This window comes from Desulfoluna sp. CYM3A (assembly GCF_056829965.1).
This window is the reverse complement of record NZ_CP186556.1, coordinates 1,527,191-1,548,051: the sequence shown is the minus strand read 5'-3', so window position 1 is coordinate 1,548,051 and position 20,861 is coordinate 1,527,191. Positions and strand designations below refer to the sequence as shown.

Genomic DNA, 20,861 nt, shown 5'->3' with positions numbered 1-20,861 from the left:
GTACTCAAACAAAAAAAAGGGCGGGGAATATTTCCCCACCCTTTCTCTGCGAGCCGTCAATTATTCGATTTTTCTTATTGCTTAAATTGCAAAGAGGAGACATTCCGTAAATTGGGGAATTATTCCTCATCCACGGGAGCTATCTTGAATTTCTTAATCTTGGATGCCAGGGTTTTCCGATCGATCTTAAGGACCTGGGCCACCCGGCTCCGGTTCCACTGGTACCGGTTCAGGTGACTCTGAATGATCTCTTTTTCAAACCGCTCCACCTGGGAAGCCAGGGTACAGGAATCGCCACCCGATACGGTATCGACCCTGGCCCTTCCGGGGGCGATGGATGTCTCCCCTCCGGGCATACCCGTAAAGTCGACCTTGTTCAGGGCAAGAAATCGGTTGAGGACATTCTGAAGTTCCCGCACGTTGCCCGGCCAGGTATAGGCCATGAACGACCGCCTGACCTTGGAGGAGATCCGAGGCAGGGGCTTGTCCGTCCCCGCCTTCATGAAAAAATGGTCGATGAGAAGGGGGATATCCTCGGCCCGGTGACGCAACGGAGGCAGGCGGATGGGAATGACATGGATGCGAAAAAAGAAATCTTCCCGCATTTTCCGAATGCGAACCAGCTCTGTAAGGTCCCGGTTGGTGGCGGCCACAATGGAAAAAGAGGCGTGCTTTACCCGGTTGCTCCCGATGGGCGTGTAGCCGCCCCCTTCAAGGGCCCTCAACAGCTTGACCTGCATGTTGAGGCCTATCTCACCCACCTCGTCGAGGAAAAGGGTCCCGCCGTCGGCCAGGTCCAGGAACCCCGCCTTGTCACATATGGCCCCGGTAAAGGCCCCCTTCTTGTACCCGAAAAACTCGCTTTCGATGATGCTCTCCGGTATGGCTCCGCAGTTCACCGGCACAAAGGGTTTGTCGGCCCTGGGGCTCATGTCGTGGATCGCCCGGGCCGCCAGCTCCTTTCCCGTGCCCGACTCCCCTGAAATCACCACGTTGGCAGGGGACGACGCCGCCTGGATGATCAACTCGTAGACCCGCTGCATGGCCTCGCTCTTACCGATGATGTTACCGAACCGCTCGCTCTTCTGGATGGACCGCTTCAGGTAGATATTTTCCACGCTCAGCTGCTGTTCCCTCTCTTTCAGGGCCGCCTCGGCCTGCTTTCGCTGGGTGACATCCCGGGCGACACATTGAAGGAGAATCACCTTTCCCCCCTCGGAGATGGGGTTGCAGGAGACCTCCACGTAAAAGTCGGGTCGGTCCTTGGCCCGGAACCGGAAGTCGTAGGTGGTGGAGGTGGCGTTGCCGGAGAAGGCCTGCTCCAGAAGCACGATGGCTGTATCGAGCTCCTGGGCATTGTCCAGGTACTGGGAGACATGGGTATGGGTCATCTCCTCCGGCGAATACCCGCTGAATTCCGAGACCACCGGGCTGATATAGTCGATCCGCAAATCCGGCGTCAGGCCGAAGACCACGTCCTTGATCTCCTCGGTGAGCATGCGGTATTTGATCTCGCTGCGCCGCAAGGCCTCCTCGGCCTGTTTCCTCTCCGTAATATCCCTGGAGGCTCCGGTAATTCCCACAGGATGGCCGTACTCCGTCAGAATCAGCTTGGTGATGGTTTCGATCCACCGGCTGGTGCCGTCCTTGTGCCAGCATATCGTAGTGGGCACGTGGGCGTTGTACTCGCCCAGAAGTCCGTCCTTGAGCATCTGCTTTGCCCGGAGATAGGATTCTTCGGAGAAAAACTCCTGAAGCTTCAACAGCTTGAATTCCTCCTGGGTGTACCCCGTGACCCGCTTCACCGAAGGGCTCACATAGGTCACGGCAAGATCGAGGTCGGTGATAAAGACGACATCCGTAGAGTTCTCCGCGATCAATCGGAAAATTTCGTCCATGTTTCGTGCCGGAGGGGTGGCGGGCGCCTCGGTCATGCAGCCCTTGATGGCCACAAGGCTCCTGCCCGTCCCGGGAATCATGGAGACCTTGACGGTGCGCTCACGAATCGCACCCTTGCTGTCGATAAGGCGGCACGGGTAGGCCTCCGGCACACCGCCCTGCTGCTCACGACGCATCCTGTGATACCGTTTCAGGGTTTCCATATCCTCCCGGTGAATGAACTGCGAAAGCCCCCCCGCTCCGGCCGCCTCCGCTTCGCTGTACCCGGAGGCCTCCTCGAAAATCCGATTGACCCTGAGGATCCGCATCTCTTCGTCCAGAACCACCACGGCCTCGCCCTGTTTCTCGAACTGTGTCTCAAGGGACTCGGTGCGCTGCCTCAAGGCCACCCCCATGTTGTTCTGGCGGGTCATGTCAAAGGCGGTGCACGTCACCGCCCTCACCTCGCCGTCCCCCCCGCAGATGGGCGATGATGAGACATCCGCCCAGAACACATCACCACCCTTGCAGATGAACCGGCGGGTCATCCGAAGGGAGGCCAGCTCGCCGCGAACCAGTGACATAAAGTTCTTCGCCACCTCCTCATAGTCATCCGGTGCGATGATGTCCCGGATGGAAAGGTTCCTGAGTTCGTCGTCAGCGTAGCCGGAGACTTTTTTCAACGACTCGTTGTATTCGAGAAAGGTCCCGTCACAGGAGAGGATTCCGATGATGATCGGGGTGACGTTGAAAACGGACTTGAATAGTGAGTACTCCTTCATGGCTCCCTTTCGCACATGGTGTTCAAAGTGATACGACTGCACTTCCGGAGTTCGCGCATCGGCCCCGACGAAAAATGATCATGATATGGATACGACGGCTCATTCAAGCCTGGTGACTCATAGAAAAAATGCTGCGTGTGCTGGTATGACGTGTCTTCGATGATATGCCGGGCCACCTGGCGAAGGGCCCTGGCCCGATTTTTTTGTACGACTGTACTATTTTTTACATCTATCTCACTGAAGGGGGGAACGGGGTCCCCTCAAAGGGGCCTCAAAAAAACACTGTTTTTCCTACTATACACCGGCAAATTTACTTTCTGCAAGAAGATTGACACAATTCCTCACACGGAAACACCGCAAGGCATAAACAGAGCTGACTTTACGTACGACCCTGCGTTTAATAAACCGCCATGTAGACGTCATCAACAATACTACTTTTTCGATTTTCCTCTTCAGCCGACCTCATGGTGAAGGGCCATGCCCTGCCCGGATATTTCATAAAAAAACAAACAGCCAAAATGAAAGCCACATGATTTCAAAATGCTATAGAAAAAATGTCAGCTATTTTGAAAATGCAAAATGCAAATCAGGGTGTGTTGTTTGATTTTCTCACCCTTCGGGGGAGCCGGGCTACCCGGCCCGTCGCCGTCCCCACACAGCCTGCAGGGGATCCGCCTCCCGCTTTTGCGGGAAATAGGGATCCGACACCGGCCTTGGCCAGCCCCGGCGGCTTTCCGTGTGATACTCGGTAAACGCCTCTGCGGCACGAAAATATTCAAGGACAAGCCCCATACGCTCAAAGGGATGAATCTCGGGCCAGGGCTGGGTGGCCTTGGGAGGAAACCAGCGATCGGAAAAGGTCAGGGCAAAGAGCCCGCCGGGCCGGAGCACCCGGGCAACCTCTTTGAAAAGAGCCACGGGATGGATGGCATACTCCACGGAAGCAGTGCACACCACGGCATCAAAGGACGCGTCGTCATAGGGAAGCACGGGACGGGCGTTGAGGTCATGGACGGTACGAACCCCCAGTATGGCATTGCGGTCGAGCTCCTCGCCGTTCATCCCCAGCCCCGTGACCCGACAGGACCCTAAAGCGTCCGGCAAATGGGAGTCCCAGGAGGCCATGAGGTCCAGAACGTCCGAGCCGTCGGTGAGCAGACAGCCGTAAAGGGCCCGCACCTGGCCCTCGGCCTCGGCGTCCAGATGCTGCACAAGTCGGGGCGAGGCATAAAATACGGCATCATCCGGCCCCTCCGGCCGTTGCAGCGGGGTTCCGTCCACGCAAAGGTCGGGAGCTTGAAACAGCGCCTGCATACCGGGTCCGTCACCAGTGACGGATTCTGCTATCTCACGGCAACGCCCGGCCATGGACCGGTTCGACTCCTCGACGCGGTGAAGGCGAATGCCCAGGTCCAGGGGAAGCCCTGCCAGGGGGTGGTTCAGATCCAGGGTCACCCGCGTTTCGGTGACCTCCAGCACCTGCATGGGGCGTATGTCCTGGGGAAAAACGCCCAGGGCCCCGGACGCCACACCCCGGGGCAGGAAAAATCCCGGAACAATCCCGAAGGGGAGCCCCTGGGGAGGAGGCGAGACCTGACGGCGTGGGATGGTCCTCACCAGCTCCCCTGATCTCAACGGAAGCAACTCACCGGGTTCAAAGGCATGGCGAAGGGTCTCTCCCACCTGCCAGCCCTTCATGCCGCGGCGCAGAGCCGCCGGGATGATGTCCCGCCACACGTTCACCGCCGGAATAAACAGGCGTTCCGTGTGACAGGCGTCGTCGCTGACCCACTTCAGGATGACCTCCACATCCGCATCCCCTTCAAGGATTGGCTCGCCCATACCATGCCTCCCAAACAAGGAAAAGTTCAGTAAACCTTGAAATAATTATTCCAAGGCGCTATAGCCACCATGGATTCCAGTATATAGCCAATCGCCGGGAGAAGACACCCGGAACATAGCGATACCATAATAAATAAGGATCATCCCACGTGCCTCGCAGCACCTCAGGTGAAACCGGCGGGGCCACCCAATGCATGTCAGGAGGAACCATGAAGGAACTGTTCGACACCATTCGCCTTGGCAACCTTGAACTGAAAAACCGATGCATCCGCTCCGCCACCTGGGAGGGCATCGCCGACGAGAGCGGTCACATCAACGACAAGGTCATGGACCTCTACAGGGACCTCGCCAAAGGTGGGGCGTCAGCCATCATCACCGGCTACGCCTTTGTACTGAAAGACGAGCAGCCCAACCCCAAGATGTTCGGCGCTTACGACGACACCTTCGTGGACACGTACAAGCCCCTCACCGACATGGTGCACGACAACGGCAGCAAGATCTTCCTCCAGCTTGTCTACGGCGGCTCTTTCACCTGGTTCGACACGGAAAACAGGGAGATCTGGGGACCGTCCGCCGTGACCAACAAAATCTCCGGTGTCACCCCCAAGGAGATGACGCCCCTGGACATCCAGACCCTCATCGAGGCCTTTGGGGACGCTGCCAGGCGAGCTGACGGCGTGGAGATCCACGCCGGGCACGGCTACCTCCTCAACCAGTTCCTCTCCCCCTTCTTCAACCGGCGGGAGGATGTCTTCGGCGGAAGCAGCGAAAAAAGGGCCCGGGTCATCTTTGATGTCTTCGAGAACATCCGCAAGAAAACCGCCCCGGATTTCCCCGTGCTCATCAAACTCAACTGCTCGGATTTCATGGGCACCAAAGGGTTCACCTTTGAAGAGTGCCTGGCCCTGTGCAAAAAGCTGGACGCCATGGGCATCGACGGCATCGAGATCAGCGGCGGCCCCGTGTTCCGTGCCCCAAAAACAGAAAAAGAGACCACCTATGAGGTGACTCTTTCCGCAAACGATTCCTATTTCAGCGACTACGCCCGGGTCATTGCCGAAGCCGTGGACACCCCGGTGATCCTCGTGGGCGGCAACCGCTCCACGGCCACCATGGAACAGCTCCTGGCCGACACCGATATCGCCGCCTTCTCCTTCTCCCGGCCCCTGCTCTGCGAGCCCGACCTCATCAACAAATGGCAGGCCGACAAAACCGTCAAACCCCGCTGCACCTCCTGCGGCCAGTGCTTCACCCTCGGCGCGCGGATTTCCTGTATCCAGAACCGGGAAAAGGCGGCGTAGCGTCAAAGCAGCCTCCGGCGGCGAGGTGAGCCACCTCGAAAGCTTATTGCCATTGCGCTTTGCCCTTCGTTCCTCGGCAAAGCGCAATGGCCTTCGGCTCGGGCTGCGCCCGACATAAACGCTAATGGTTTGTGCGGGCTGGCTCACAAGCTTCGACGTCACAGGATACGTTGTCGCTACTTGCCCATTGCCGATTTAACCGCACTGCCTTCTATGGTTAAAATGCATGGAAAAGCCTACCGCGGCGGCCAGGGGATTTTTGGCCTAAGTGGCTTCCATGAGATGGCCCGTCAAGTGCTTTGAAATATGTTTGTCAAACTTTTCAAAAGTTTGGCCCCCGGCAGGGCCGCCGGAGGCGTCTTTAACCTGGCTGCCCCGGAGCCATGGCCAGGCTCCGTGTGGCCACCTGCTGCCGGACGCCCTGGTCGTGGAAAATGCCCAGAAACGCGGTGCCGTTCTTCCTGGCCTCTTCCATGAGGTCACAGACGGTACGTGTGTTGGCCGGGTCCAGGGATGCGGTGGGCTCATCCAGGAGCATCACCGGGTAGGGCACGGCAAACCCGCGGGCGATGTTGATGCGTTGCTGCTCGCCCCCGGAAAAGGTGGTGGGGGACAGCTCCCAGAGCCGCTCCGGGATCCTAAGCCGTTCCAGCAGGGTCCGGGCCCTCTGCCCGGCAAGATCTGACGGCATGCCCCGCCCCAGCATAGGCTCCATCACCACGTCCAGGGCCGAGACCCTGGGAATCACCCGGAGAAACTGGCTCACATACCCGATGGTGGTGTTGCGCACCGCCACCACCTCCATGGGAGTAAGCCCTCCCATCTCAACGACCTGCCCCTGGTGGCGAACCCACACCCGTCCGGTCTCCATGCGGTAATTACCGTAGACCAGCTTCAACAACGTGCTCTTGCCTGCCCCGGACGGTCCCTCAAGGACCACGGCTTCCCCGGGTGCAAGGGAAAGACTCACTTCATCGAGGACCGGGATCGTCACGTTCCCCTGGGTGTGCAGGCAAAAGGTCTTCCTGATTTTCTCTATATTGACAACCCATTCCATACATATACTCCCTGTCATGTTTCCAAAGCGTGTGCCTGCAGGGTACAACCCGGCAAGGTGTACCCCCTTCAAAGCATTTTGAAAATGCGCTTTGCCCCTTGTCCCCTGGAGTGCGGCGCTCCATTTCGGCCGTTTTTTCAACCGTTTTACCCATAGAAGCAGCCGAGGGTATGCGGTAGGGTGCGCTTGCACCGCCGAAAAATGGTAGAGGTCTTAAGAGCAACTCAATGGGCCAAAACCGAAGAGACCAGCAGCTGGGTGTAGGGGTGCTGGGGGTGATTACCAAGAATCTGGTCCGTGAGCCCCTCTTCCACAACGCGCCCGGCCCGCATCACCAGGAGGCGATGGGCCAGGAGCCTGGCCACGGCCAGGTCGTGGGTCACGATGACCATGGAGAGCGAGAGCTGGGTCACGAGGTGCCGCATGATGTCCAGGACCCTGGCCTGCACCGAGACGTCCAGGCCGCTTGTAGGCTCGTCCATGAAGATGAGGCGCGGGTTGGTGATGAGGTTCCGGGCGATCTGGAGGCGCTGCTGCATGCCCCCGGAAAAGTGGGCGGGAATATCGTCCACGCGGTCCGCCCCGATCTCCACCCGCTCCAGCCACGCCATGGCCTTGCGGCGAATCCCGCCGTAGTGGCGCTCGCCGTTGGCCATGAGGCGCTCGCCGATGTTGCCCCCGGCGCTGACATGCATGCGCAGGCCGTCCCGCGGGTTCTGGTGCACGATGCCCATCTCCGTGCGAATCACTCGGCGCACCAGCTGCTCCGGGGAGCGGTTCATATCCACCGCCCCGCAGGCGGCCTGGTAGACCACGGTGCCGGAGGTGGCCCGAAGCTGGCCGGACAGGCACCCCAAAAGGGTCGACTTGCCGGAGCCCGACTCCCCCACGATGCCCAGGACCTCCCCGGGGTGCATGGTAAAGCCCACGCCCTCGCACCCCAACTGCGGCCCGTAGGTCTTGCACAGGTTCGTTACAGTGAGCAGTGCCTCATCGCCCATCTTGCCCCCCTTCCCTGCGTTGCCGGCAGTAATCGGTGTCCGAGCAGACATGCATGGTCCCTCCCTTGTCGTCGGTGATGATCTCATCCAGGTAGCTTTCCGTTGCCCCGCACAGGGCGCAGCTCATCTCCCAGGACTCCACCTCAAAGGGATAGTCCTCAAAATCCAGGCTCCGAACCTCGGTGTACGGTGGCACGGCGTAGATCCGCTTCTCCCGCCCGGCCCCGAAGAGCTGGAGGGCGGGCATGCGGTCCAGCTTGGGGTTGTCGAACTTGGGGATGGGGGACGGGCTCATGACGTACCGGCCCGCCACCTGCACGGGGTAGTCAAAGCCGGTCATGATGCGGTCGTGTTTGGCGATGTCCTCGTAGAGCTTCACCTGCATGGCGCCGTACTCCATGAGGGCGTGCATCTTTTCGGTTTCGGTGCGGCTCGGCTCGATGAAGACCAGGGGCTCGGGCAGGGGCACCTGGTAGACCATGATCTGGCCTTCGGCAAGGGGCGTCTCCGGGATGCGGTGGCGCGTCTGGATCACCGTGGCCTCGTCCGTCCGGGTGGTGGTGGCCGCTCCCGCGGTCTTGGAAAAAAAGGAGCGGATGCTCACCGCGTTGGTGGTGTCGTCTGCCCCCTGGTCGATGACCTTCAGGGTGTCGTCCGGGCCGATGATGGAGGCGGTGATCTGGATGCCGCCGGTGCCCCACCCGTAAGGCAGGGGGATCTCCCGGCTCCCGAAGGGCACCTGAAAGCCCGGGATGGCCACCGCTTTCAGGAGGCTTCGGCGAATCATCCGCTTGGTCTGCTCATCCAGAAAAGCAAAGTTGTAGCCCTCCAGGGGGCCGTTTTGGTCCGTCTCCGGTGCCGTGGTCTCAGTTGGGGATTGCATCGTGGATTCTGTGTCCTTCTCTATGGTCTTTCCGAAGGTCTCGCAAGAGCACCAGCTCGGATTGAAAATCGACGTAATGGGGCAGTTTGAGGTGCTGCACAAACCCCGAGGCTTCCAGGCTGTCGCAGTGGCCGAGGACAAACTCCTCATCCTGGGCGGGGTATGCCACCGTCTCTCCCAGCTCCCGGCTGCAGAGGGTCCTGTCCACAATGGCCATGGCCATGGCCTTGCGCTCGGACCTTCCGAAGGTCAGGCCGTAGCCCTGGGTAAGGGTCGGGGCCTCCCCTTTCGTCGAGGGGCCGGGCGGGGTGATCATCACGCACTCGGTGACGGTGATCTCCCCGATCACCACAGGAAACCCCAGCTCTTCGGGCACCATCTCCAGGGCCACCTCCCCCATGCGGATCTCCCCTGCAAAGGGGTGGTCCGAGGAGCCGAAACCCCGCTGGGCTGAGTAGGCCATGGAGAGCAGAAAGCCTTCGTCTCCCCTACTCAGGGCCTGGAGCCGCACGGGCCGCTCTGCAGGAAACGCCAGGGGCTGGCGGGTCATGTCCCCGGGCTCTTCGTCTCCTTCCTCGTCACCGGCCATGAGCCCTTCGGCGGCCAGAAGGTCTGCCACCCGGGGGCAGGAAACGTCATCCACGGCAGGCTCCGGGGGCGCTTGGGCCACCCGGAGGGTCTTGGCTCCCTGGCGGGGCCGCTCCAGGGAAAAATCCAGCAACCGGTGGGTGTAATCGTAGGTGGGCCCCAGCATCTGGCCCCCGGGCAGGTCCTTAAAGGTGGCCGAGATCCGCCGCCTCATGTGCATGGCTGAGGTGTCCAGGGGCTGGGTAAAGCCGATGCGCGGCAAGGTGGTCCGGTACGCCCTCAACAGAAACACGGCCTCGGCCAGGTCCCCTTGCGCCTGTTTGACAGCGATGGCTGCCAGGCGCCTGTCGCAGAGCGACCCTTCGTTCATCACCCGGTCCACGGCAAGGCCCATCTGCTCTTCGATCTGCTCGACGGTCAACTCCGGCACCGACACATCACCCCTGCGCTCCTCGGCCAAGAGGGCGTGGGCTTGTTCGATGGCCTTCTCCCCTCCTTTTACCGCTACATACATGGCGTCTCTTCCCAGTCTGTTGTCCGCGGCATGGCCGCGATACGGTTGTTGCAGGCAAAAAGGATATCCACCCCCATGGGAAACAGGGCCCGGGCGTTTTTCCGACTGCTCCAGAAATGGTCGGGCAGTCCCCCGGCGTCCAGATCGCAGGACCCGTCGATGCCCGGCCCCATAAGCCGTTTGCCCGGGCGCGCTTCCAGGTGCTCCACCTGGAGGATCAGGGTGGTGGACTGATGGGGGCTCCCCTCGCTGCCCAAACAGAAGCTCTCCAGCCGGGGCATGGACTCCGGCCGGGTGACAAGGGCAAAGTCGGCCTCGGAGACCGAGGTGCCCATGGGAGACCCGCAGTGAAAGGTCACCCACTGAAGGGCCGACGCCCCCCTGGGAAGATCCGTCCACAACGAGGTTTCAAAATCCAGCAGGGTCAGGGCCAGGGCCGTGGTGGCCTCGTCCAGCCCCTCCACCGGGACCCACTCGTCCAGCTCGATGATGCGGCCCGGATGGGCCATGGCATCCAAAACCTGCCGGAAGACCTTCTGGGTACCGAGGGCCGGGTTGGCAAACCCTTCGGCGATCTCGTTTAAATTCATGGCTGTCTGCATCTATTCTCCCCTTACCATGGTGAAAAAATCGACACGGGTGGCATCCGTCTTTTCCGACGCGCGCCGCCTCTCCTCTGCCAGCTCACCGGCCAGGGGTTCCACCACCCTGGCCATCACCTCGCCATGGGCCCTGCTGTCCTGCAGCAAGGCGTCAAGAACCGCAGCGAGCTCCGCGTGACGCCCCCGGGTGCCCCTGACGTAGGCACACCCGCTGAAGCCGGTCTCGGTCTGCACCGCGCATCGGGTGACGGGCACCTCGCCGAAGTTGAAGGGACGCCCCTGCCCCCCGGTGCGGGCCCGCACCATCACCATGGCCGTCTCCGGGGGACGCAGGAAGGTGTATGCCGGTTTGCCCGGCACCTCCTGCCAGGCCGCCTCCAGGGACGCCAGGGGAGCCCGGGCAAGGATCCCCATCCACTGCTGCCGCTCTTGTTGTTCCTGTGTGTTCTGCATCATCAGATAAATCTGCTCCTCAGCTTGCCGCAGGCATAATCCAGAAGGCTGACGCTGACGATGACCATAATCATCATGGTGGCCACCTCCCGGTACTCAAACCCGTTGATCTTGTCGAACATAAGAAACCCGATGCCCCCGGCCCCGCAGAACCCCAGAATGGTTGCGCTGCGCACGTTGGACTCGAACCGCAGGAGGCTGTAGCTCACCACCAGGGGCATCACCTGGGGCAGCACGGAAAAGGAGATCACCTGCAGGTTCCCCGCCCCGCTGGCCACCAGGGCCTCCATCTGGCCGGGGTCGATGGCCTCGATGGCCTCGCTCACCACCTTGCCCAGGATGCCGAAGGTGTGCCAGAACCCAGGGCAAAGGGCCCCAGACCGATGACCGCCACAAAAATCAGGGCCATGACAAACTCGTTAAAGCCCCGGCAGAAGTCCAGGAACCGCCGCACTCCGACGTGGCAGAGCCAGCGAAGGGCCCGGTGCCGCCGCCCCTCCCCCTGGACCAGCAGGGCCAGGGTGTTTTCGGCGGCGCACATGGCCGCCGGAATGGCCAGCACCACGGCAAAGAGGGTTCCCCACACGGCCATGGCGATGGTCTCCACCAGTCCGTGGCCGTACTCCGAAAGGGCCGAAGGCGAGGTCTCCGGCGGAAAAAAGCCCCCCTTCTTGTCCCGGAGGATCTGGCGGTATTCCCGCTCCACAAAGGCCTCGCGCTCGGCTTCGGGTTTCCTGGATAGGAGCTCGTCGGCCAGGGCCTCGGTCTCCTTGTGCATGACCATGCCCAGGGGCATCTCCTTTCCTGCGCGGGCCAGCCGTTTTTTCAGCTCCTCTCCGGCCTCTTCCATGGCAACGATCTTCAAAAGGTTCTCCGCCTGGATCCTGGCGTCCTTTCGGTCGAACTCGGTGAGCTCGCGGCCGAAGAGATAGGTGGCGGCATTCTCACGTTTCTCGATAAAAGCCATGGGGTCGATGCCCACGAACCGGTGAGCCATAGACACGCCGCCCACCAGCCACAAGGGCGAAAAGCCCCCGGGTCACCTGCTGAAAAGGCGTCTTGACCGGCTTCAGGCTCAGTCGTGTGATGACCTGGGTTCCGCTCATTTGGCCGCCATCTTCTTTTTGAGGTATTTCAGGTACCGGATGGTGTCGTAGGTGCTGTCGTCGGCAAAGCCGTACCCCCCGTTCTGGAGATGGGCCATGCCCTCTGTGTCCCCGTTGAAGGAGAGAAGGGCCCCGGCAAAGGCGGCTTTCAGGCTTTCAGGCAGGTCCTTGCGGGCGGCCATGGGGGCCCCGGGGATCAGCTCCGAGGTCCAGAGGACCCGAAAATCATCCAGGGTGGCCTGACCCTTCTGGATCATCCGGTCCAGGTCGATGTTGTTGGTGGCGGCCACCTCCACGGTTCCGTTTTTCACCGAGAGGATGGAGGCCCCGTGGGAGCCGGAGAACTTCACCTGGCGAAAGTAGGCTTCGGGTTTCACCTTCAGGTCCCGGGCAAAAAGGATGTTGGGCACCAGGTAGCCGGAGGTGGAGTTGGGGTCGGTAAACGCAAACACCTTTCCCTTGATCTGGGAAAGGGTCTTGATGGGCGAGTCCTTGCGGGTGATGATCACCCCGTAGTACCCGGGTTCCCCCGCTTTGTTCAGCTCCAGGGCGATGGCCTGGGCGTCGGCCTTCTTGGCGGCCTCCACGTAACTCTTGGGACCGAAGTAGGCAAAATCGAGGTGCTTGTGTGCCATGGCTGTGATCACGCCGGAGTAATCGCTGGCGCTGATGATCTCCACCTCCACGCCCAGGCTCTTCTTCACGTGGTCGGCCAGGGGCTGAAACCGCGACTCCACGGCCGAGCCCCCTTCCGTGGGGATAAAACCGATACGGATCTTTTGGGGCCACTGGGCCTGGGAAGCCGACGCCGTCCCCGAAAGGATCAGGCCGATACACATCACACACACCACGGTCAATCGTCTTGCGTTGTCAAACATGGGATCTCCTTTGTGCTGTTCGTTATGTTACGGATAAATCGTATCGATGCCATTGGCAGCCGGAGGCTGCCTTTTTCAATTCAGGCGCAGGCCGCCAGGGTGGGATCATCGGAGCGCGGGCCGTAGACGTCCCGGATGATCGCGTCGGTGAGGGCCTCCGGCGGGCCGTCAAAGACCATGCCCCCTGCTGAGATGCCGATGATGCGTTTGGCGTAGCGCCTGGCAAAGTCGATGTGATGGAGGTTCACCACCACGGGGATGCCCTGCTCCTCATGGATTCGCCGAAGCAGCCCCATGATGACCTCCGAGCTTTTGGGGTCGAGGCTGGCGATGGGTTCGTCGGCAAGGAAGAGGGCCGGGTTCTGGGCCAGGGTCCGGGCGATGGCCACCCGTTGCTGCTGGCCGCCGGAGAGGGAATCGGCGCGCTGGTAAGCCAGATTTCCGATGCCCACCTGATTGAGGAGGCTGAAGGCCAGCTCCTGCTCTGCCTCGGAGAAGAGCCTCAGCAGTGATCCTGTGTGGGAGAGCAGCGTGGTGCAGAACCGGAGCCGCCCCACCAACACGTTTTCCAGGACCGTGAGCCGCCGGACCAGGTTGAACTGCTGAAAGATCATGCCCACCTGCTGGCGAACCCGACGAAGCTGGCGCCCGGTGGCCCGGGTGATCTCCTCCCCGTTCAGGAACATGTCGCCGCTGGAGGGGTTCACCAGGCGGTTGAGGCACCTCAGGAGGGTTGACTTTCCCGCCCCGGAGGAGCCGATGATGACGATAAAGTCGTCCTTTCGCACGGCAAGGGAGATCCCCTGTATCGCTTCGGTGCCGTTGGGGTACACCTTGCCCAGGTTCCGGGTCTCCAGCACGGTGTCGGCCAGGGTTGGATCAAGCGGCCGGATGGTGTCGCTCATGGCGCGGCCCTCCTTTGGCGGTTTCCGTGACGCAGGCAGGGGTTCCCTGCCCCTCCCCCGATCCGGGGGCGGCGTAGTGCACCATGCGGCCCCCCACCCAGCTCTGGATAATCCGCGCCCAGGGTTCGCTGCGGTCTACCACCAACAGGTCTGCCTTTTCCCCGGGGGCCAGGGTCCCCAGCCCTTTACGGATAAAACGCCCCGGCCCGGAGGTCACAAGGGAGAGGGCGTAATCCGGGGAGGTGTCCAGGGTCTTTGAAGGGTGCCTGGAGCATGCACTCGGGGTAGTAGTCACTGAGCAGGCCGTGGCAGAGCCCTCGCGAGACGGTCTCCGCCGCCTTGAGGTGTCCGCCGGAAGAGCGCCCCCTCACCAAGTTGGGCGCACCCATGAACACCCGCATCCCCTCTTTCACGGCCCGTTTTGCCGCATCCACGGAGAGGGGAAACTCACTGGCCGTTGCGCCCAGGGCCTTAACCAAGCCGACCTTCTCGGGGGTGTCGTCGTCGTGGCTCAAAAAGGGAAGCCCTTCGGCCGAAACCCGCCGGGCAAAGGAAGAGAGGGCATTCCACCCGGCCTCCCGGCCCGCTGTTTTGCGATGGGCCATGCCCACGATCTCCTCATAGGCATCCCCACCGGCTCCGGCGTAGTAATCCACAAAGGCGCCCAGGGTGGTGAACTGTCCCTGGCCCGGAGTGTGGTCCATGACCGAGACCATATCGATAAGGCCCTCGTCCAGAAGCCGGGTAAGGACCTTGCATCCCTCTTCGGCCCCCACCTCGTACCTGGCATGGACCAGATGACGGACCATGGCCCCGGAGGAGCGGTCAAAGGCTTTGACCATGCGAATGATGCGCTCCACCTCCCCCGGGGACCTTAAGCCCAGCTCGTTGTCTGCAAAGCTGAGGGCATGGCAGTAGGTGGTGATACCGCAGGAGGCGATGCGCCGATCCAGGTTGCGCAGAGCAAACTCAAAATCAAAATAGACCCCGGGGCGCATCTCGATGCTCTGCTCCAGGGCGTCGGAGTGGAGGTCCACCAGGCCCGGCATGATCAGCCGTCCCCCGGCGTCCAGGGTCACGGTTCCCCGGGGGGGCTGATCCCCTTCGGTCACCTCGAGCACCCCCTTTTCGCTGAAAAGAACCGATCCACGCTCCAGCAGGCACTCTCCGTCAAACACCGCACCACCGGTGAGGCATATCGTGCTGTCCATAATCTGCTCCTGTTGTGATCTCCGTTTCCGGCAGGATGACGGAAGAGGTCAGCGCCCCGCCGCATCCGGCCGTTCGTCTTCAACTGTCATAAGGAAAATAGAGGGGAAATGTTGGGAAATGACCGCGAAACGGTTAGCACTGTGTTAAACGAAATATCGCCGTGGGCGATATATAAGGAGAGGATCGGAAAAAAGGCTATGCCCTTACCTGGTGATGGCAGCCGGGCACAAAGTGCGTGAGGAGATCGATGAAGTGTGAGACCGAGGCCTCAAGGGAGTCGTTGTTCCGAGGGGTCTGGGTTAAATGTCGAGAAGCGGGGCAAGGGTGTCCGAGTGGCTAAGCCTGGCTTCAATCTGGGCTTCGGTTTCCCGGTTTCTGCGCAGGAGCCTTTTTTTGAGGATCTCGCGATCCGCCTCGATATGGATCACCACCATCTCGGGATAGCGCCGGGCAGCCTCGCCAAGGTAACCCCGGGAGCCATTAACCACCACGCTCACGCCCCGGTCAAGCCAGCCGTCGATTTCGGCGCCGATGCCGTAGCCGTTGCCGTGGCTCTCCCAGGACAGGGCAAACAGCCCGAGCTCCCGCCTCTGGCAGAACTCTTCACGGGACAGGGCCACATGGTTCTCGCCCCCCGCATCTGCAGGACGGGTAATGTATCGGTGGGCAAACAGCACCGGTGCCGAGCCGTTGAGCTCAGAGCGTGCCTCGGTGCACAGGGTATCTTTTCCGGCGCCCGACGCGCCGGTGACGTAAAAAAGTGTTCCGTTTTCCATGGGAAGGTATCCTCTGTTCGGGGTCAAGGCCCGAATGAACGGACCGGGATCTGCATGGATCAGCATGGGCTCCCATGGTGAGGTTTATATTACAATCGGGTGATAAAATCATGTTGCAATGGGCTCATTCGTTTCAATCGTCCTTCAATGGATGTATAATTCGGCACGACCTGCCCGGACGGGCCATGGCAGCCATCACTGTTCAGCCCGCCTTCGGCCTGGCAGAAAACCCAACCCAACAAATGGAAAAAAGAGACCATGACGCATATCATCAAGGCCACCCTCCTCTTCGACGGCAAGGGAGGCACCGCCACCGACCGATACATCACCATTGAAAACGACCGCATCGCAAGCATCTCTGAAACCGCCACCCGCTGGGACTCGGAAGGGATCGTGACCCCGGCCTTCATCGACCCCCACTCCCACATCGGCATGGAACGCGAAGGGGAGCCCTCCCGGGAGGGAGAGGCCAACGACGAAATCGGCCAGATCCTGCCCCTGGTGGACCCGGTGGACAGCCTCTACTTCGACGACCGCGCTTTCTCCGATGCCGTGGACTTCGGGGTCCTGTACAGCTGCGTGGTGCCGGGAAGCGGCAACCTCATCGGCGGCAAGGCCAGGGTGATCCGAAACTTTGCCCGCTACCGGGACGAGGCCGTGATCAAAGACTACGGCTACAAGATGGCCCTGGGCTACAACCCCCGCTCCACCACGGACTGGAAAGGGGATCGCCCCACCACCCGCATGGGGATCTACGCCATGCTCGAAAAGCGCTTTGACGAGGTGCTCCTTAAAAAGGAGAAGGCCGCCCTTGCAAAGGAGAAAAAACTCAACGAACTCTCGGACAAGCAGGCCAAGGGCGAGATCAACGAAACCGACCACGCCTTTGAGGCCGATGTCATCGAACGCGAATACCTCCTCTCCTTCGATCCCGAAGACAGCGCCCTGCTGGAGCTTCTCAGCGGCGAAAAAATCGCAAAAGTCCACGTGCACAAGGAAGACGACATTCTCTATCTCATAAAGCTCGTGGAAAAATACGGCCTCTCCGTCACCTGCGATCATGCCTGCGATGTCTTCCACACCGAGATCTTCAACAAGCTCGCCGAACGGGAGATCCCCGTAGTTTACGGCCCCATCGGCTCCGTGGGCTACAAGGTGGAGCTCAAGCACGCCGTTTACAAAAACACGGCCAAGCTCATGGCCTCCGAAGCCTTTTACACCCTCATGAGCGACCACCCCGTGACCCTTTCAGCCTCCCTCCGGGACGGGCTGAAGTTCTTCCTGATGCACGGCATGGACGAAGCCGAGGCCATCAGCCTGATCACCGGCAAAAGCGCGGCCGTCCTGGGCATCGACGACCAGCTCGGCACCATCGAAGAGGGAAAGCTCGCGAGCCTCCTGGTCTGGGAAAAGCACCCCTTCCATTTAGGAGCGGTTCCTTCCGAAGTGTTTGCGGAAGGGAAGAAAATCAGATAGAAAGCCCCCGCCCCTTTGCCCCGGACTGCCCATTGCAGGCGCAGTCCGGGGCCCACTCCCTGCCGCGAAACACCCCGCCCACACCAGTCTATCAGCAATACCCGACACGCCATCCAGCCAGCCCGTTAGATATCAGGACATGGGCCGTACGAGGCGCCGCCGCGCCGGAAAAACCCGCCAAAATACCCCATGACACAAACTAATTTCCAGACAATCCCCAAACCATGGCAAACCCGGAACCATCAATAATAAATTGAAATAAAAATCGATTTAAAAGATGATCATTGTCTTTTTTTGGAAACATACAGAAAAAATCATAACAACTCAAAATATCTTTTAATCACACCTCCGCCACAAGCGATTGCTCTTGAAAAAACCGTTGAAGCAATTTGACACAGGCTTTCGCCGCCTCTATGGTAGGCATCGTTTTGAACACAACCGAGGGTGAACCACATGACAAAAATTGAAGTGAGGGACCTGGTCAAGATTTTCGGTCCCTCCCCGCGACGGGCATTGTCCATGCTCCGGGACGGGTCTGACAAAGAAGAGATATTGGAAAAAACCGGCCACGGTGTCGGCGTGGGCGGGGTAACCTTCGACGTCAAGGCCGGAGAGATCATCGTTATCATGGGTCTTTCAGGGAGCGGAAAATCCACCCTGGTGCGCTGCCTGAACCGGCTCATCGAGCCCACGGCGGGATCCATCCTCGTGGATGGGGTCATCGCCAAGGTAAGCCATGGGGAACTCCTGGATATCCGGCAGAAAAAATTCGGCATGGTTTTCCAGAACTTTGCCCTGTTTCCCCACCGCACCGTGGCGGAAAACGCCGCCTTCGGGCTTGAAATCCAGGGGGTTGAACGGGAAGCCAGGCTGGAGAAAGCCCACGAAGTCCTGGGCCAGGTGGGCCTGTCCGGCTGGGAGCAGAGCTACCCGGATCAGCTCTCCGGCGGCATGCAGCAGCGGGTGGGCCTTGCCCGCGCCTTGGCCGTAGACCCGGATATCCTGCTCATGGACGAGGCCTTCAGCGCCCTGGACCCCCTCATCCGAAGGGACATGCAGGACGAGCTCCTGGACCTTCAGGACCGGCTCCAGAAAACCATCGTCTTCATCAGCCACGATCTGGACGAAGCCTTGAAAATCGGCGATCGCATCGTGCTGATGAAAGACGGCAAGGTGGTCCAGGTGGGCACACCGGACGAAATCCTCATGGAACCGGCCACCCGTTACGTGGAAAAATTCGTGGAAGACGTGGACATCTCCAAGGTCCTCACGGCCGAATCCGTGATGAAGCGCCCCTTTGCCGTGGGCCATGTGCGCAACGACGGGCCCAGAGCCGCCCTTCGCAAGATGAAAAACGAAGGGATCTCCAGCCTCTTCGTCACCAAGCGGGACCACTCCCTTCTGGGGATCATCTCGGCGGCCGACGCCAAAGAAGCCGCAGAGCGAGGCGACGACAACCTGGAGACCATTTTGCAGCGGGACGTCACCACCGTCCCCCCGGAGACCCCGGCCTCCGAGCTGTTTGAGATCCTCAAGGATCTCCCCTACCCCCTGGCCGTGGTCACGGAGACCCGGAAACTTGCGGGCGTCATTGTCCGCGGGACCCTGCTGGCCGCCCTGGCCGAAGGAGGACGCAGTGCTTGACCTGGACATCCCGAGGCTCCCCATCGGAAAGGCCATCGAAGCTGTCATCGATTTTCTCGTGGCCCATTGTTCCGGTGCCACCAATGTCTTCTCGGACATCATGGAGGCGTTCATCGACTTCATGGTGGACGGTATGCTCTTTTTGCCGCCCTGGCTTTTTATCCTGGGAATCGGGGCCCTGGCCTTTGCCATCACACGCAAGACATCGGTATCGGCCCTGGCCATCCTGGGGCTGTTCCTCATCGTGAATATGGGCCTGTGGAAGGCCACGGTAAGCACCCTGGCCCTGGTGCTCATCGCCACCCTGGTCTCCATCCTCATCGCCATCCCCACGGGGATCCTGGCGGCCTTGAACCGCACCGCCTATCGCATGGTCATGCCCGTTCTGGACTTTATGCAGACCATGCCGGCCTTCGTCTACCTGATCCCGGCCATCCCCTTTTTCGGGCTGGGCAAGGTATCGGCCATCTTCTCCACCGTGATCTTCTCGGTGCCACCGGCCATCCGCCTCACCTGCCTCGGGATCCGCCAGGTTCCGGCAGAGCTCATCGAAGCAGCGGACGCCTTTGGCTCCTCACCGCGCCAGAAGCTCTTCAAGATCCAGCTCCCCCTGGCCACCCCCACCATCATGGCCGGGGTGAACCAGACGGTGATGCTGGCCCTCTCCATGGTGGTCGTGGCCGCCATGATCGGGGCCAAGGGCTTGGGGGGCGAGGTATGGAAAGCCATCCAGCGGCTGCAGCCCGGCAAGGGCTTTGAAGCCGGAATCGGAATTGTCATCGTTGCCATGCTCCTGGACCGCATACTTCAGCAGCTGGGAGCCAAGAATGGAAAACCTGAAGGAGGAAATGCATGATTCGCCGTATCGCGTCCCTTTGTCTCGCCCTGGCTGTTGCCGCTCTCATCGCAACCCCGGCCGCGGCCAAGGAAAAAATCAAAATCGTTTACGTGGAGTGGGCCTGTGCCACAGCCAGCTCCAACGTCATGAAAGCCGTCATCGAAGAGAACCTGGGCTACGACGTGGAGCTTACTCCGGTCTCGGCCCCGGCCATGTACGCGGCCCTGGCCTCCGGTGATCAGGACGCCATGACCACCTCGTGGCTCCCCGTGACCCACAAGGACATGGTCAAACGCTATCAAGGGAAAATCGAAGACCTTCGGCCCCAACTTCCACGGAGCCCGGATCGGCCTCATTGTCCCCACCTACGTGACCATCGACACCATTGCAGAGCTCAACACCAACGCCAAGGCCTTTGACGGAGAGATCATCGGCATCGACCCCGGCGCCGGGGTGATGCTCAAGACCGAAGAGGCCATGGACCACTACGGCCTGGACAAAATCGAGCTTATCTCCTCCAGCGGCGCGGGCATGACCGCCACCCTGGCCAACCGCTACCGCCAGAAGAAATGGGTGGCTGTCACCGGCTGGGTGCCCCACTGGAAGTTCGCCAAGTTCGACCTGAAGTTCCTTGAAGACCCGGACAAGGTGTACGGCGAGGCCGAGACCATCAACACCTTTGCCCGCAAGGGGCTCAAGGCGGACCACCCCAAGGTCTACCACGTGCTGGATACCTTCTCCTGGACCGCCGCCGAGATCGGTGAGGTGATGGCCATGAACACCGTGGACGGCTCCGACGTGTATGAAAATGCCAAAAAATGGGTCGCCGCCCACCCGGATCGTGTCAAGAGCTGGTTGCCGTAACAGATCCAGGAAAAGCCAGCCTCCGGCGGCAAGGTGGGGGCACCTTGAAACCCTATGGCGAATGCATGAAGGGCATCATCATGCCATCACTTCCAAGGCATTCGCGTGAAGGGTGATCGTTGACAACCCGTCTCGAAAAGAGACCTGTTGATTCTTCAATAAACAGACAGATCGGAGCAGGAACGTTTTTGCGGAGTTTTTTCAAAAGCGACCTGCCGGAGGCAAGCTGAACAGCTGGATAAATACCAAAGCCCGCTCAAG

General features: G+C 60.6%; 21 protein-coding genes. 6 read left to right on the top strand and 15 right to left on the bottom strand.

The window, feature by feature from the left end; translation table 11 throughout:
* Positions 1 to 119: 119 nt before the first annotated feature.
* Positions 120 to 2,660 carry a PAS domain S-box protein gene (locus ACOYW1_RS08040; protein WP_482422390.1) on the bottom strand — a complete coding sequence of 847 codons (2,541 nt, stop codon included), beginning with the start codon at positions 2,658 to 2,660 and terminating at the stop codon, positions 120 to 122.
* 630 nt (positions 2,661 to 3,290) lie between these two features.
* Positions 3,291 to 4,502 (bottom strand): methyltransferase domain-containing protein, encoded by a 1,212-nt coding sequence (locus tag ACOYW1_RS08035; protein WP_482422389.1) that lies wholly within the window; start codon positions 4,500 to 4,502, stop codon positions 3,291 to 3,293.
* 209 nt (positions 4,503 to 4,711) lie between these two features.
* Here ACOYW1_RS08035 and ACOYW1_RS08030 point away from each other — a divergent pair, with 209 nt between their 5' ends.
* A complete protein-coding gene (locus tag ACOYW1_RS08030; protein WP_482422388.1) occupies positions 4,712 to 5,803 on the top strand; it encodes an NADH:flavin oxidoreductase in 1,092 nt (363 codons plus the stop codon).
* A 361-nt stretch (positions 5,804 to 6,164) separates the two neighbouring features.
* Here the strand turns inward: ACOYW1_RS08030 and phnL are convergent, their stop codons facing one another.
* The 13 genes from phnL to phnN all read right to left on the bottom strand — a co-directional run bounded on the left by phnL (position 6,165) and on the right by phnN (position 15,778).
* Positions 6,165 to 6,860: a phosphonate C-P lyase system protein PhnL gene (gene phnL / locus ACOYW1_RS08025; RefSeq protein ID WP_482422387.1), complete on the bottom strand. Its 696-nt coding sequence runs from the start codon at positions 6,858 to 6,860 to the stop codon at positions 6,165 to 6,167.
* 224 nt (positions 6,861 to 7,084) lie between these two features.
* On the bottom strand, positions 7,085 to 7,861 hold the full coding sequence (gene phnK, locus ACOYW1_RS08020) for a phosphonate C-P lyase system protein PhnK (protein WP_482422386.1): 777 nt from the start codon (positions 7,859 to 7,861) through the stop codon (positions 7,085 to 7,087).
* Positions 7,851 to 8,744 (bottom strand): alpha-D-ribose 1-methylphosphonate 5-phosphate C-P-lyase PhnJ, encoded by an 894-nt coding sequence (locus tag ACOYW1_RS08015; protein WP_482422385.1) that lies wholly within the window; start codon positions 8,742 to 8,744, stop codon positions 7,851 to 7,853. Before ACOYW1_RS08015 ends, phnK begins: the two co-directional genes overlap by 11 nt.
* Positions 8,728 to 9,846, bottom strand: coding sequence for a carbon-phosphorus lyase complex subunit (locus ACOYW1_RS08010; protein WP_482416796.1), 1,119 nt, complete (start codon positions 9,844 to 9,846; stop codon positions 8,728 to 8,730). The genes ACOYW1_RS08015 and ACOYW1_RS08010 overlap by 17 nt, the downstream gene beginning before the upstream one ends.
* Positions 9,837 to 10,448, bottom strand: coding sequence for a phosphonate C-P lyase system protein PhnH (phnH, locus tag ACOYW1_RS08005; RefSeq protein WP_482422384.1), 612 nt, complete (start codon positions 10,446 to 10,448; stop codon positions 9,837 to 9,839). Before phnH ends, ACOYW1_RS08010 begins: the two co-directional genes overlap by 10 nt.
* Positions 10,449 to 10,904, bottom strand: a complete 456-nt coding sequence (gene phnG / locus ACOYW1_RS08000) for a phosphonate C-P lyase system protein PhnG (RefSeq protein ID WP_482422383.1) — start codon at positions 10,902 to 10,904, stop codon at positions 10,449 to 10,451.
* Positions 10,904 to 11,227 carry a PhnE/PtxC family ABC transporter permease gene (locus ACOYW1_RS07995; RefSeq protein WP_482422382.1) on the bottom strand — a complete coding sequence of 108 codons (324 nt, stop codon included), beginning with the start codon at positions 11,225 to 11,227 and terminating at the stop codon, positions 10,904 to 10,906. The genes phnG and ACOYW1_RS07995 overlap by 1 nt, the downstream gene beginning before the upstream one ends.
* Positions 11,224 to 11,904, bottom strand: a complete 681-nt coding sequence (locus tag ACOYW1_RS07990; RefSeq protein ID WP_482422381.1) for a PhnE/PtxC family ABC transporter permease — start codon at positions 11,902 to 11,904, stop codon at positions 11,224 to 11,226. The genes ACOYW1_RS07995 and ACOYW1_RS07990 overlap by 4 nt, the downstream gene beginning before the upstream one ends.
* A gap of 99 nt (positions 11,905 to 12,003) precedes the next feature.
* Positions 12,004 to 12,885: a phosphonate ABC transporter substrate-binding protein gene (gene phnD, locus ACOYW1_RS07985; RefSeq protein WP_482422380.1), complete on the bottom strand. Its 882-nt coding sequence runs from the start codon at positions 12,883 to 12,885 to the stop codon at positions 12,004 to 12,006.
* An 80-nt stretch (positions 12,886 to 12,965) separates the two neighbouring features.
* The gene (phnC, locus tag ACOYW1_RS07980; protein ID WP_482422379.1) at positions 12,966 to 13,790 is read right to left on the bottom strand and encodes a phosphonate ABC transporter ATP-binding protein; all 825 of its coding nucleotides are present in this window, start codon (positions 13,788 to 13,790) and stop codon (positions 12,966 to 12,968) included.
* Positions 13,765 to 14,007, bottom strand: a complete 243-nt coding sequence (locus ACOYW1_RS07975; RefSeq protein ID WP_482422378.1) for a hypothetical protein — start codon at positions 14,005 to 14,007, stop codon at positions 13,765 to 13,767. Before ACOYW1_RS07975 ends, phnC begins: the two co-directional genes overlap by 26 nt.
* Positions 13,976 to 15,001, bottom strand: a complete 1,026-nt coding sequence (locus ACOYW1_RS07970; RefSeq protein ID WP_482422377.1) for an alpha-D-ribose 1-methylphosphonate 5-triphosphate diphosphatase — start codon at positions 14,999 to 15,001, stop codon at positions 13,976 to 13,978. The genes ACOYW1_RS07975 and ACOYW1_RS07970 overlap by 32 nt, the downstream gene beginning before the upstream one ends.
* A 300-nt stretch (positions 15,002 to 15,301) precedes the next feature.
* The gene (gene phnN, locus ACOYW1_RS07965; RefSeq protein WP_482422376.1) at positions 15,302 to 15,778 is read right to left on the bottom strand and encodes a phosphonate metabolism protein/1,5-bisphosphokinase (PRPP-forming) PhnN; all 477 of its coding nucleotides are present in this window, start codon (positions 15,776 to 15,778) and stop codon (positions 15,302 to 15,304) included.
* 258 nt (positions 15,779 to 16,036) lie between these two features.
* Here phnN and ACOYW1_RS07960 point away from each other — a divergent pair, with 258 nt between their 5' ends.
* The 5 genes from ACOYW1_RS07960 (at position 16,037) to ACOYW1_RS07940 (ending at position 20,600) form a co-directional block, all read left to right on the top strand.
* Positions 16,037 to 17,254, top strand: coding sequence for an amidohydrolase family protein (locus tag ACOYW1_RS07960; protein WP_482422375.1), 1,218 nt, complete (start codon positions 16,037 to 16,039; stop codon positions 17,252 to 17,254).
* A 453-nt stretch (positions 17,255 to 17,707) separates the two neighbouring features.
* On the top strand, positions 17,708 to 18,898 hold the full coding sequence (locus ACOYW1_RS07955) for a quaternary amine ABC transporter ATP-binding protein (protein ID WP_482422374.1): 1,191 nt from the start codon (positions 17,708 to 17,710) through the stop codon (positions 18,896 to 18,898).
* On the top strand, positions 18,891 to 19,754 hold the full coding sequence (locus ACOYW1_RS07950) for an ABC transporter permease (RefSeq protein WP_482422373.1): 864 nt from the start codon (positions 18,891 to 18,893) through the stop codon (positions 19,752 to 19,754). Before ACOYW1_RS07955 ends, ACOYW1_RS07950 begins: the two co-directional genes overlap by 8 nt.
* Positions 19,751 to 20,155, top strand: coding sequence for a glycine betaine ABC transporter substrate-binding protein (locus ACOYW1_RS07945; RefSeq protein WP_482422372.1), 405 nt, complete (start codon positions 19,751 to 19,753; stop codon positions 20,153 to 20,155). The genes ACOYW1_RS07950 and ACOYW1_RS07945 overlap by 4 nt, the downstream gene beginning before the upstream one ends.
* On the top strand, positions 20,106 to 20,600 hold the full coding sequence (locus ACOYW1_RS07940) for a glycine betaine ABC transporter substrate-binding protein (protein WP_482422371.1): 495 nt from the start codon (positions 20,106 to 20,108) through the stop codon (positions 20,598 to 20,600). The genes ACOYW1_RS07945 and ACOYW1_RS07940 overlap by 50 nt, the downstream gene beginning before the upstream one ends.
* Positions 20,601 to 20,861: the final 261 nt, after the last annotated feature.